General features: G+C 42.4%; 11 protein-coding genes and 1 pseudogene. 11 read left to right on the top strand and 1 reads right to left on the bottom strand.

The window, feature by feature from the left end; translation table 11 throughout:
- Nucleotide 1 precedes the first annotated feature (1 nt).
- The gene (locus tag GFB48_RS00490; protein WP_163930077.1) at nucleotides 2-430 is read left to right on the top strand and encodes a nuclear transport factor 2 family protein; all 429 of its coding nucleotides are present in this window, start codon (nucleotides 2-4) and stop codon (nucleotides 428-430) included.
- Here the strand turns inward: GFB48_RS00490 and GFB48_RS00485 are convergent, their stop codons facing one another.
- The gene (locus tag GFB48_RS00485; protein WP_163930075.1) at nucleotides 431-862 is read right to left on the bottom strand and encodes a MarR family winged helix-turn-helix transcriptional regulator; all 432 of its coding nucleotides are present in this window, start codon (nucleotides 860-862) and stop codon (nucleotides 431-433) included.
- 140 nt (nucleotides 863-1,002) lie between these two features.
- Here GFB48_RS00485 and GFB48_RS00480 point away from each other — a divergent pair.
- The 10 genes and pseudogenes from GFB48_RS00480 to glgX form a co-directional block, all read left to right on the top strand.
- A pseudogene (locus GFB48_RS00480) lies at nucleotides 1,003-1,293 on the top strand (siderophore-interacting protein); the annotation flags it as partial.
- Nucleotides 1,294-1,314: 21 nt separating this feature from the next.
- Nucleotides 1,315-1,725: an SIP domain-containing protein gene (locus GFB48_RS00470; protein ID WP_163930071.1), complete on the top strand. Its 411-nt coding sequence runs from the start codon at nucleotides 1,315-1,317 to the stop codon at nucleotides 1,723-1,725.
- 12 nt (nucleotides 1,726-1,737) lie between these two features.
- Nucleotides 1,738-2,292, top strand: coding sequence for a cytochrome b (locus GFB48_RS00465; RefSeq protein WP_163930069.1), 555 nt, complete (start codon nucleotides 1,738-1,740; stop codon nucleotides 2,290-2,292).
- 14 nt (nucleotides 2,293-2,306) lie between these two features.
- Nucleotides 2,307-2,504 carry a hypothetical protein gene (locus tag GFB48_RS00460; protein ID WP_163930068.1) on the top strand — a complete coding sequence of 66 codons (198 nt, stop codon included), beginning with the start codon at nucleotides 2,307-2,309 and terminating at the stop codon, nucleotides 2,502-2,504.
- Between the two features lie 178 nt (nucleotides 2,505-2,682).
- A complete protein-coding gene (locus tag GFB48_RS00455; protein ID WP_163930066.1) occupies nucleotides 2,683-3,165 on the top strand; it encodes a hypothetical protein in 483 nt (160 codons plus the stop codon).
- Nucleotides 3,166-3,215: 50 nt separating this feature from the next.
- Nucleotides 3,216-3,458, top strand: coding sequence for a YdcH family protein (locus GFB48_RS00450; protein ID WP_163930064.1), 243 nt, complete (start codon nucleotides 3,216-3,218; stop codon nucleotides 3,456-3,458).
- 235 nt (nucleotides 3,459-3,693) lie between these two features.
- On the top strand, nucleotides 3,694-5,358 hold the full coding sequence (locus GFB48_RS00445; RefSeq protein ID WP_163930062.1) for an alpha-amylase family glycosyl hydrolase: 1,665 nt from the start codon (nucleotides 3,694-3,696) through the stop codon (nucleotides 5,356-5,358).
- Nucleotides 5,355-8,393, top strand: a complete 3,039-nt coding sequence (locus GFB48_RS00440; RefSeq protein WP_163930060.1) for a glycoside hydrolase family 15 protein — start codon at nucleotides 5,355-5,357, stop codon at nucleotides 8,391-8,393. Before GFB48_RS00445 ends, GFB48_RS00440 begins: the two co-directional genes overlap by 4 nt.
- 16 nt (nucleotides 8,394-8,409) lie before the next feature.
- On the top strand, nucleotides 8,410-10,581 hold the full coding sequence (gene glgB / locus GFB48_RS00435) for a 1,4-alpha-glucan branching protein GlgB (protein WP_163930058.1): 2,172 nt from the start codon (nucleotides 8,410-8,412) through the stop codon (nucleotides 10,579-10,581).
- On the top strand, nucleotides 10,571-12,553 hold the full coding sequence (gene glgX / locus GFB48_RS00430) for a glycogen debranching protein GlgX (RefSeq protein WP_163930056.1): 1,983 nt from the start codon (nucleotides 10,571-10,573) through the stop codon (nucleotides 12,551-12,553). Before glgB ends, glgX begins: the two co-directional genes overlap by 11 nt.
- Nucleotides 12,554-12,595: the final 42 nt, after the last annotated feature.

The raw sequence follows: 12,595 nt of genomic DNA, 5'->3' as shown, positions 1-12,595 counted from the left end.
TATGATGACAAATTTAGATATCGCCAAAGCACTCTTTGAAAACATTTCCAGTGAAGGTGAAGTATCAACCACAGATGCCTTAGCTCTTGTGGATGATAATGTGATTTGGGAGGTATGTAATGGGCCCAATGAGAAATACCTGCCATTTTCTGGCACTTTCCATGGCAAAGTTGGGGTAGAAAACTGGATTGCTGAACTTAATGAACATGTTGAAATGGAGCAAATCGACCGTAATTACATAGAAGCGGAAAAAGGACACGTATTTTGCTACGGCGATGCCAGGATGCGCGTTCGCGGCCGATTGACGACTTTTTTCTTTATTGAATGGGTGATTATTGAAAATGGCAAAGTGGTCAAATACAAAGAAGTTATTGATACCGCTAGAATCATTCACTGCATGAAGAATTACGACCGCTTCGAACAGGACTAATTATAATTGTTCTAAATTATCAATCATCTGCTGGCTTACCTTTTCAAAGGTGGCCAGTTCTTCTTTACTATGGTTGCCCGTAATCGCAGCAGCTAAAGTCTGTTTAGCTTGAGCAATATCAGCAGCAATAGCAAGTCCTGACTCCGTCAGTGTTAGGATCTGCAAACGTTTATCGTGTGCACTTGGGGTTTTGGTCACCCAACCCTTGGCGATTAAATCTTTCACCACCCGCGCAATTTGTGCTTTATCCCTTTGAAGTAATTTTACCAGCAAATTAGCGCTGCAATTTTCATTTTTTGCAATCGCATCAATAGATTTTGCGTAACTGGCATTTAACCCTCGTTCGTTTGCATTAATTAACTTTCTAAAGGCAGATTTATAAGCATGGAATATGGCTACGGGTAATTGTTCTGGCTTGCTGCTGGGTTTCATAGGGGGCTCGGATCAAAGTGACTTAACAATGATACCGACGATCAGCCTGTTAAAGCAACTAACACTTTTTCAGCAATAAAGTTGACAATGTCAACCATCTCCATTATGGTTGACATTGTCAACTATACTTTGAGGTGGTAATGATTCCCAAAAAACGTCATGTGAGTGTGATTGATACTCATTTATTAAGTCAGAACTTAAAGCGCATTGTTTTTCAAGGTGAGCAATTACTGGGATTGACTCGGGAAGATATTGGTAAACATGTAAAGCTGTTCTTTAAAGATGACTTAAAGCAGGTGATGCGTTGATACACCATTGCTGATTTTGATGAGCAGCAACTCACTTTAAGTATTGATTTTGTTATTGGTCGCCATAAAGGTCTAGCAACGGATTGGGCTCTCAAGGCGTCGCTAGGTGACGCGATCACTATTGCCGGCCCTGGGCCTTTGAAATTGAAAAATTTCAATGAAGCCAGTTACTTACTGATTGGTGATTTAACCTCCATTAATGCCGTAGCCGCTTATGCAAAGCGTGTAGGGGCTGCCAAAACTAAGGTAATTATTGATACTCCAGATAGCATCAACGCCGCCATGGTAAAGCAGCATTGGCCCAGTCACTTTGAAGTGATTGATAGTTCAACAGGCACTGATGCGCTCGATAAGGCGCTTATCAATGCAGTTAACAGCCTAAACACCAAGCCACAGGTTTTTATGGGGGTTGAAGCAAGCGTCAATAAACGCTTGCTTAAGCGACTTACTCAAGAGCTCAATATTCCTAAATCGAATATCTCAGCCTCTCCTTATTGGAAGCAGGGCGTCAATGCTAACCAATTAATGCTATTAAAAAAACTAGGCGCAGCCTAAAGGATAACCACAATGGAAAAAGATACTAAAACTCATTTAAGCGTGACCACAAGGACACTTCATTGGACAGTGGGTTTGTTGCTATTAAGCCTGCTGGCCGTCGGTATTTATATGACTGAAACGAAAGCCTATGGCTTATATGGGCTGCATAAATCTGTTGGTCTAATTGCACTCATTTTGGTTATAGCTCGCTCTATCTGGCGCGTTAGCAATGGTTTCCCTAGAGCGATTTCAAGCCAAGGGAAGTGGTTAGATGGCCTAGCAAAAACAGTACATTGGTTGTTATTGATCACCGCGTTAGTTATGCCCCTTTCAGGCGCCTTAATGTCTTGGTTAGGTGGCCATGGTCTAGCACTGTTCTCGGTGGAATTAGTCCCAGCGAATCTTGATGCCAATAGTGGTAAATCTACTCCTATTAATGGTCAGTTAGCCGGAGTATTTGCAAGCATTCACTCGCTGGTGGGCTACCTATTAACACTTGGGGTGGTATTGCATATCGTTGGTGCGTTTAAGCATCATTTTATCAATAAAGATAGAACCTTAATTCGTATGGTTTTTGGTAAATAAATGAGGAAGGTAACATGCTTAAAAAATTAACTTTATCGCTATTGATCAGTGCCCCACTGAGCGCTGCAGCAAATGCTAACTGGTATGTGGGTGGCGGTATTGGTCACTCTAATTTCGATTATGATCAAGACACGGCAAGTGCAACCACGAGCGATAGTGCAAGTTCAGTATCAGGTAAACTTTTTGGTGGCTACCAATGTAGGGTCTGTTGACCTTTACTGTTTGTTTCTGCAGCAGTTTGTTAGTCTTTTATACAAGGCGGCGCGAATGACGTGTGGTTGTTCCACACCAATGAGCGCCAGCGCAGTAGAAACGGCTAACAAACGCTGTCCGCAGGATGCGTTTAAAGGCCAACCTAGCTGCGTTACTCTCATTTTACATAGAATAACTATGCTTCAATTCGAGTGCCTTGCTATCTTGCCCTTTAAATCGCACATAAAGGAAACAGGAAAGGCTAACAGACCCTTTGATTACTTCGCTTTGCAATTAAACTTTGCCGGTTTAGGGGGCGACTATCAGGCGTTTGGTAACGATGGTGAAGCAGTACGCCTAGCATCGGCATCTATCTCGGCGGTTGGTTTATATCCGCTAGGTGATTCCGGTTTTAGCTTATTAGGTTCTGTGGGTGCTGGTGGTATTAACCTTGCAGAGGTTACCCGTTTCGATGGTGCTTATACCTTTGAGGGGCAAACATCGAAGTTAGTCACAGCAGAGGTTGGCGTTCGTTATGTGCACCCAAGCCATAAAAACTGGCGTTACGACTTAAGTTATGAAGGCCGCTTTTTTGACGAGCAAAACTACCAAACTGACACAGACAATATCCGTTTTAAGCAGCTTGATACCCTGTGGTTGGGCGTGAGCTACGCTTTTTAAAAATATCAGCTATCCTTACTCTTTAATCCCCGAAGAGTAAGGAGCCCTTTATGCTAGGTGAAGACCACAGTTTATTACACGACTTTCCTGAACATACCGATAAAATTAACCAACTTACCGCCAGTGATGAGGACTTTAAAAGGAAAAGTCTTCGCTATCACACTCTAGATGCTCAAATCAGGCAGCAAGAGCTTGATGGTTCTCCGATTAGTGACGACGCCATGCATGAGCTAAAAAATGAGCGAGCAGCTCTTAAAGATCAGTTATACCAGATGCTGATTGCGTCGACCTAATAAACCACAGTCAGCAGATCAGCTGCCCTTTTCAAGATCACAGCTTAACAGCCTCTAATTGCCATCGCTAACGGATTGACTGCCCGTTTGTGCTTATAGCTTTAAATTTTGCTGCTGATAACGTACAAATTTTCATATATGTAAACCTATATTTTGGTGGTTATTTATATCTAGCTGAGCTAATTTTGTACGGTATCGGGTTGATAATTAAACAGTGAATTAGAGGTGTCTTAGCTTGCAATTAAAGTCACAGCAAAGAGATATTGATTGGTGGCAAGGGGCACTGATTTATCAAATTTATCCACGCAGTTTTAAAGATTCAAATCAAGATGGAATCGGTGATATCAACGGTATTATCTCTAAGCTCGATTACCTGTCCTGGTTGGGTATCGATGCCATTTGGATATCGCCCTTCTTTACCTCACCGATGCGAGATTTTGGTTATGATGTGAGTGATTATCGTAATGTCGACCCCATGTTTGGAACCTTGCAAGAGTTCAAGCTTTTGCTTCAAAAAGCACATAACCTCGACATTAAAATAATTATCGATCAGGTGATTAGCCACAGTTCTAGTGATCACCCATGGTTCACAGAAAGTCAAAAAGATAAGCACAACCATTACAGTGACTGGTATGTCTGGGCCGACCCGAAAGCCGATGGCACAGCACCTAATAATTGGTTAAGCGTGTTTGGCGGCAGTGCTTGGCAATTTAATGCTAGACGCGGTCAGTATTATCTACATCACTTCTTAGAGTCTCAACCCGATCTTAATTTTTTTAATCCTCAGGTCACTCAACAATTACTGGCAGACATCGAGTTTTGGTTGCAGCTTGGCGTGGATGGCGTTCGTTTAGATGCCTGCAACTTTTATTACCATGACGATAAATTAAGAGATAATCCTCCAGTGCCACCTGAGCAATCATTGGCCAAGAATGTGGAACTGTCTAATCCCTATGCAATGCAACAGCATATTTTTGATATTTCCAGGCCACAATCTCTAGAGTTTCACAAACAGATCCGGCAATTACTGGACCGTTATCCAGGCTGTATTAGTATCGGTGAAATCGGTGCCGATGATGCTCTTAAAGAGATGGCCAATTACCTCAACGGTGGGGATAAATTACATTTGGCCTATACCTTTGACTTATTAACCACAGACTTCACTGCTGCGGCCATCTACGACATTATCGACCAAATACAAACCAATATTGGTCAATATTGGCCATGCCTGTCATACAGTAATCATGATGTGGTGCGAACGGCATCGAGAACCGCGACTGCAGGTGATCCTCTGCAAGCTTTTTGTGTAATGGCATTACTCTGTTCGTTACGTGGGAGTATTTGTATTTACCAAGGGGAAGAGTTGGGGTTACAAGAGGCCGAACTTAGTTTTGAGCAATTACAAGATCCCTTTGGTATCAACTTTTGGCCAGAGTTCAAAGGCCGAGATGGTTGCCGTACTCCTATGGTGTGGGATGATTCTTTACATGGGGGATTTTCGAATTGTGCCCCCTGGCTACCCATTGCAGACAGCCATTGGGAGCATAATGTAAAAGCGCAAACCGCAATACCGAATTCTTTATTAAACAAAATACGACTGTTTTGGCAATGGCGGGCGCAGCAACCGGCATTAATAAAAGGAAAAATACAATTAATTTATCAAGATAAGCAATTACTCGTGTTCACTAGAAATTGCCCGACTCAGCAATTATTAATTGCATTTAATCTCAGTGATAAAAAGGTTAAAGCAAAAGTAAATCAGCCATTTAATTCAATTAACGGTCACGGTTTTGATGGTGATGAAGAGGCTTGTTCGGAAGCCTTTACGTTACGACCTTGGAGTGGCCTGTATCTCGATATAAGTGCTCAAAGCCAGCCTATAAATTGGATTCGAATATGAGCCGAAGTGAAATTTTAAATAATATATATCAACAGGTGAGTGACCTTATTTTAGCAAGGCAGCATCCGGTGACTGGATTGTTTCCAGCCAGCAGCAGTATCAATAATCATGGGGATTATACAGATGCCTGGGTTAGAGATAATGTTTATACCATAATGGCGGTTTGGGCCAGCGCGATAGCCATGAAAAAAGCAGGCCGCGCTGTAGAGGCTGATAGGTTAGAGCAATCCAGTATTAAAATGATGCGTGGCCTCTTACAGAGCATGATGCGTCAAGCCAACAAAGTCGAAAGTTTCAAGCATAGCCATTCTCCTAGTCAAAGTTTGCACGCCAAATACAATACCATTACGGGGCTGGAAGTCGTTGCCGATGATGCCTGGGGGCATTTACAAATCGATGCCACAAGTTTGTATCTGCTGATGTTGGCACAAATGACCAAGGGCGGCTTGAGGATCATTGCCACCCAAGGGGAAGTGGACTTTATTCAAAACCTGATTTACTACATCTCTTATGCTCACTCTATTAAAGATTTTGGTATCTGGGAGCGGGGCAACAAAATTAATAATGGCAAACCAGAAGTGAATGCCAGTTCGGTTGGCATGGCCAAAGCGGCTCTGCAAGCCTTAGATAGACTTAATCTATTTTGCCAACAGGACGCGGCTAATGCCTGTGTGCATAGTATTCCTGATTCCATAGCTCGCTGTCGAAGCACATTAAGGGCATTACTGCCCAAAGAGTCACGTTCTAAAGAAGTAGACAGTGCGTTGTTATCGATAATTGGTTTTCCTGCTTTTGCCGTTTCAGATCCAAGCTTAATCGACAAAACCGAAAAAGAGATCTGCTCCAAATTAGAGGGGGAGTATGGCTTTAAACGCTTTTTACTTGATGGTCACCAAACGGAAATTGAAGATACTTCGAGAATGCACTATCAACATTCAGAGTTAATTAACTTCGCAAATATCGAATCTGAATGGCCATTATTTTATTGTTATATGTACATAAACAGTCTCTTTCAAGGAGATAGCGCCAAGGCCAAAAAATACCGCCAGAAACTCGATAAGGTTGCAATAAAAAAACATGGCTATTCAATGTTACCTGAACTTTATTATGTCGAGAAAAAGTTCATAGAATCTGAGAAATGCCAGCCTGGCAGCCAACCCCGAGTGGCCAATGATAATCTCCCATTGATATGGGCTCAGAGTTTATTTTATGTGGGCCAATTACTCGAAGAGGGATTTATTGAATGCCAAGACTTAGATCCAGTGAATCTTCGTCAATCTCAAACCAGAGATGCAAAACCGTCAGTTGCTTTGGTGATTCTTGCCCAAGATGAGCAGGTAAAAAAGCTGTTAGCCAATGCCGGGGTGATCAGTGAAACCATTGCTGAAATTGCGCCTCTGAAAGTGTGTTCAGCCAGTCAGTTGATATCGGTATATGCTGACGTTGGCAGTAATGAGCAACTGGGATTAACTGGACGTCCTAAAAGGAGGTTGCATTCATTAGCCAGTTCTCATCCATACAACATCAACGGCCAAAAACTATTGTGCTTGTCATGGCTGCAGGATCAAGCGGGGGATTACAGCCGCTTAGACGGACGATTATTGTGCGAAATCATCCACAGTGAAATTACTTATATTAAAGATCACTGGTTCTATGCAGAACCGGCAGTCGTGACGTTACTGATCGATCATCGTATTTGCCAACTTAGTGGCAGTGAGCAGTTGATCAAAATGATTAAAGATTTTCAGCATCGAAATATCAGCGAAAAGATCAGCCATGCAACTTCCGATCTGGCCTTTGTTGCAGGAAGGATTACGCACATCACTCACAACGCCAAATCATTTAATCCATTACAGCTTAATAAGCGAGCAGCCCAGCTCAATCGCTATGGCCGCTTTACTGGCGCAGCAAGTGAGCATGTTCATTGTTTATTAAGTCAGGCAAGTGTCGGCGATAAGTTGCACGCACTAGAGCAATTTAGAATTCACTATGACGATTGCGCACAGCTGCAATTTGAGCATACACAATTAAGCTACAAGCGCTTTTTATTGCTGGTGGCAGAACGGGCCAGCATAGCCCAGCAATGGTTATTAGTCCGCAAATGCTACGCCATCGTCGCGATAACCAGCGAAGACCTTCATTCTGCGGTTGCTGAAATTTTATTGTGCCGTATTTCGATTGTGATTGGCCAAGACGAGCAACAGCAAATACTGATAAATAAACTTGTTAGTAACGATCAGGTTCATCAACTTATCGAGCAAGCCAGTACCGATGAAATTGAACAGGTATTACTGCAAGAGGTGTTATTGGCCGTTGGTTTGTTAGTGCGTAATCATCGTAATTATTTCGAAGGGGTTAAGACCATCCATTTGCACCATTTAATTTTATGGGGCAACAATGAACCACATAAATTTGATGGGCAAATCATTGTTGAACAGGCGATGCGCTCTCCGAACGAGTTATACCAACAAATAAAAGCAATTTTTAAAGCCCAATATCAGTTAATGGACAAAGATTGCAAAATCGCATTGAATCATTCAAGTTTCCAAGCCCAGCAGAATTTCATGACCACCAATTGGGAAAACTGGCGCTTACAAAGAGGCTTGATGATCCGTTTAGATGAACCGTTTATGGTCACTATATGGCAAAGTCTGCGCCATTTCCCAGCTTTAGTGTTTGGCGACCGCGCTAATGCCATCAACACCCTTGATTGCAACCAAGTCTTACAATCTATGACTCCCCAAGAGGAGTCGTTCAGGCTGTTGCTGGAGTCTTTATTAAGTAATCTCTATCCTGCGTCATATAAAGGGTTAATTATCGAGTGTTTAGAAGCCCTGTGTTTACTTTGCCAAGCCCAGCCAAATGTGCGTTTCGCGGAACCCGTTATCTTAGGGCAGGTGATTGAACAAGCGCAGCAAGACTATCAACAGCAAAACAAACGAAAAGAAGACTTTAGCGCCCTGAGTAGCAATCAAATTGCGGGCTTTTTAACGGCTGCATTAATGCAACAAAGCGTCGACAGTATTACATCTTAAAATTTGGAAATGAATAATGACATCAAGGAATGAGGCAATCATCAATGCTAAGTGCTCAACACCATTAGAACACTTGGGATTATTTGAAGATGAACATGGACAAGTCACCATCAACTGTTTTTTGCCGGGGGCAAAAGAGGTGGCTCTGATTGCGTGGAAAACCAATCATCATATTGGCAAAATGACGGCTATTGATGATCAAGGTTTTTTCAGCATTACCTTAAAGAAGCGTTCTCAGCCTAAATATCGTTTAAAGATAACCTATTCAAAATATACAGTAATAAAACTCGACCCATATCAATTGGCTGAGCTCAGGTTTAATTACAGTTTTTTTGATAGCAGTAAGCTTTATTATCATCAAGGCGCTCATTTGCATGAACAAATTATCGATGGCGTGCAGGTTAAGGGGGTACGCTTTGCTGTCTATGCGCCCAATGCACGCTCGGTAAGTGTCATTGGTGACTTTAATCATTGGGATGGACGTTGTCATCCAATGATAAGTTCTAATGATGGGGTATGGCGTTTATTTATTCCAGAAGTGGCAACAGGCCAGGGCTATAAGTTTGAAATCAAAGATCAGCAAGCTAATTTATTGCCCCATAAAAGTGATCCTTTTGGTTTCTATCAAGATCAATTTCCATCTTTTGCTTCTAGAGTATTTGATCACAGTTACTATCAGTGGCAAGACCAGCAATGGCAAAACCGCAGCAAACAAGATCATTTAGCACAGCCAATCAGTATTTATGAATTACATATTGGATCTTGGCGGCACAAACAACAGCGGCCATTGACCTATATGGAATTAATCAATGAGTTAATTCCCTATCTAAAAGAAATGAATTATACCCATGTAGAGTTTATGCCTTTAACTGAGCACCCATTTGATGGGTCTTGGGGGTATCAACCCACGGCAATGTTCGCCGCAACAAGTCGATATGGTAGCCCTGATGAGTTAAAGGCTCTGATTGATGCCTTACATCAGGCGGATATTGGCGTTATTTTAGATTGGGTTCCCGCTCACTTCCCTACAGACAGCCATGGTTTAGCCAATTTCGATGGCACTAAGCTGTACGAGTATGAAGATCCAAGAATGGGCTGGCATCAAGATTGGAATAGTCTAATTTATGATTATGGCAAAACCCATGTGGTCGAATTCTTAATTAGCAGTGCTATGTATTGGTTTGAACATTTCCACATAGATGGCATTCGGGTGGATGCCGTTGCCTCGATGTTATATCGAGACTATGCCCGCAAAGAAGGACAATGGCTGCCCAATATTAATGGCGGCAATGAAAATTACGAAGCGATAAATTTCCTTAAACGATTAAATGAGACCATTTATCTAAATTACCCTAATGCTTTGACGATTGCTGAAGAATCAACCGCATTTAATGGGGTCACTAAGCCCACTTTTGATGGGGGCTTAGGGTTTGGATTGAAGTGGAATATGGGCTGGATGAATGACTCCTTGGGTTACATTAGTAAAGATCCAATCCATCGTAAATATCACCATGATAATATGACCTTCTCAATGGTTTATGCTTATTCTGAACATTATGTACTGCCTCTATCCCATGATGAAGTCGTGCATGGTAAAGGATCGCTAATAGCAAAAATGCCAGGAGATGCATGGCAGCAGTTTGCGAACTTGCGTTTATTTATGGCCTATCAATATGCCCATCCAGGTAAAAAGTTATTGTTTATGGGGCAAGAGTTTGCCCAAGGCAAAGAGTGGTCACATCAGCAAAGTTTGTGCTGGCATCAGCTCGAGAATCCATTCCACAGTGGTCAACAAAGGTTAATCAAAGACTTAAATCGACTCTACCGACAAGAACCAGCATTACATCAATTGGACCATCAAGCCTCTGGATTTAGCTGGATTGATGGTAGCAATGCTGAGCAATCGATAGCGGTCTTAGCTCGCTTTGACAAGCACCAGCAGCCAATTATTGTGATCAATAATTTTACCCCCGAAAGCCATCAAAATTATAGCATTGGGGTGCCAAGGCCTGGGCGTTATCAAGTTATCTTAAATACCGACTCCCATTACTATCATGGTGCAAACTTCCATTTAGAAGCAAGCTACTATAGTCAGCAACATAGCCATCATGGTATGTCCCAATCAATAACCTTGGCAATCCCACCTTTAGCCAGTGTCTATTTAAAATGGATGGCTGATGAATCATAGCTATTATCAGCTAAGAGCAGGTCGCCCTTATCCCCTTGGGGCGAGCTTGACCGATAACGGCGTTAATTTTGCCATTCATTGTAAGGCTGGCGAGCTTGAACTGGTGCTGTTTGATGACCAACAATCATCACATTTTATTCCTATTGCCAATAAAACCGGTGATTGTTTTCACATTGAAGTTGTGGGGGTTGCCGCGGGTCAACACTATGGCTATCGAGTGATAAATCATCCTCAACTTAAGACCTCTGCAAGTAAGTTGTTAGTTGACCCCTATGCTAAAAGGCTGTCGGAGCCATTGAGTTGGCATCCAAGCTTTGATTTTTGCAACCCGCAAAGCAGCCTCGACATTATGGTGAAATCCATAGTGACTGACCAAGCCGATTTTGATTGGCAAGGAGTGCAACCTCCCACTTCCCCCATTAGCAATATTTACGAATTACATGTCAAAGGCTTTAGCCAGCTTAATCCACTGTTATCCGAATCATTACGCGGGACTTACCTAGGCCTAGCACAGCCACAATCTATTAAGTATTTGCAGTCCTTAGGTGTCGATACCATACAGTTAATGCCTTGTATGGCATTTATGGATGAGCGTCACTTGGTCAAGTTAGGATTAAAAAACTATTGGGGTTACAACCCAATTAATTTTTTTGCTCTAGAGGAACGCTATAAGTATAAAGATGCCATTAGAGAATTTAAAACGCTAGTCAGAGAGTGCCATCGAGCAGGGATCAAGGTGGTGTTAGATGTGGTTTTTAATCATAGTGCTGAAGGTGAACACCAGCATGCAGTCATCAACTTTAAAGCCCTCGACAGTGCGCAATACTATCTCCAACAAGGCGGTGATTTTATTAATCATACCGGCTGTGGTAACACCATCAATTGCCAAACTGAGCTTGCCAGTGGCATGATCATGGATTCCTTACGCTACTTCAGGCAAGAGTTTAAACTGGATGGTTTTCGCTTTGATTTAGCGACAGTATTAGGACGTGATAGCCAAGGTTTTAGTGCACAAGCACCATTACTCAAAATGATCGCTCAAGATCCGGTGTTGCACAATGCCATATTGATAGCGGAACCTTGGGATATTGGTGTTAATGGCTATCAGTTGGGTAATTTCAAATCACCATGGTTAGAGATTAATGATACCTTCCGTGATGTTATGCGTCGTTTTTGGTTGGATCACCCTTGTGATATGGGAAGCTTTGTGCAGGCTTTGATGGGCTCAATGACGCACTTTGGCGGGCAACGCAGTCCTCTATCAAGTGTGAACTTTATTAGCTATCACGATGGCTTTACCTTAAATGATTTGTGTAGCTATAACCAAAAACATAATCACAACAATGGTGAGCAAAACCGTGATGGCCATAACCATAACTATTCAAATAACCACGGTGTTGAAGGGGCAACCCAATCGAAAGCGATTAATGATGCGCGTCAGCAGTCAGCCAAAGCCTTATTCGCTTGTTTGATATTAGCCCGAGGCACCCCACACCTACTGCAGGGGGATGAGTTTGCTAATAGTAACGGGGGGAATAATAACGCGTATTGCCAAGATGATCCCAGTAATTATTTGCACTGGCCACAGGGCAAACACCCACTACAAGAGGTTTTACAGCAGTTACTCGATCTTAGACAAAAAGGGATCTTTTTAGGTAACTTACCTCTGCCTGAAGATAGCTTTCAACAACCCCAGCACAAAGCAAATTTAGCCTGGCTGGATGCCGATGGTCAGACATTCACTGCTGCTGCATGGCAGGATCCCAAGCAGCAATTTATTGCATTACACAGTGAACATTTACATATGGGGCCGAGATTATGGTTGTTTTATCGAGGTGGGCAACCTCTTGGTATCAATCTGGATAAATTGTCTTGGCAGCATAATCACGTCGAATTTGCCTCAAATGATTACCAGTTAAATGCTGGCAATAAGATAACAATTAATCGAGGTGTCTATCTACTCTCGCAATAACAAACCCATTGAGTCGTAACTCAATGGGTTCCCATAAAAATC

Origin of the sequence: Paraferrimonas sp. SM1919 (genome assembly GCF_010993985.1) — a bacterium.
Taxonomy (GTDB): domain Bacteria; phylum Pseudomonadota; class Gammaproteobacteria; order Enterobacterales; family Shewanellaceae; genus SM1919.
The sequence above is the reverse complement of the archived record's forward strand: the minus strand, read 5'-3'. Positions and strand labels throughout refer to the sequence as shown.

Excerpts from the sequence above, each read along its gene's own strand:
- glgB (WP_163930058.1), top strand. The coding sequence starts at position 8,410 with ATGACATCAAGGAATGAGGCAATCATCAATGCTAAGTGCTCAACACCA.
- GFB48_RS00455 (WP_163930066.1), top strand. The coding sequence starts at position 2,683 with ATGCTTCAATTCGAGTGCCTTGCTATCTTGCCCTTTAAATCGCACATA.
- GFB48_RS00490 (WP_163930077.1), top strand. The coding sequence starts at position 2 with ATGATGACAAATTTAGATATCGCCAAAGCACTCTTTGAAAACATTTCC.
- GFB48_RS00460 (WP_163930068.1), top strand. The coding sequence starts at position 2,307 with ATGCTTAAAAAATTAACTTTATCGCTATTGATCAGTGCCCCACTGAGC.
- GFB48_RS00440 (WP_163930060.1), top strand. The coding sequence starts at position 5,355 with ATGAGCCGAAGTGAAATTTTAAATAATATATATCAACAGGTGAGTGAC.
- glgX (WP_163930056.1), top strand. The coding sequence starts at position 10,571 with ATGAATCATAGCTATTATCAGCTAAGAGCAGGTCGCCCTTATCCCCTT.
- GFB48_RS00485 (WP_163930075.1), bottom strand. The coding sequence starts at position 862 with ATGAAACCCAGCAGCAAGCCAGAACAATTACCCGTAGCCATATTCCAT.
- GFB48_RS00450 (WP_163930064.1), top strand. The coding sequence starts at position 3,216 with ATGCTAGGTGAAGACCACAGTTTATTACACGACTTTCCTGAACATACC.
- GFB48_RS00465 (WP_163930069.1), top strand. The coding sequence starts at position 1,738 with ATGGAAAAAGATACTAAAACTCATTTAAGCGTGACCACAAGGACACTT.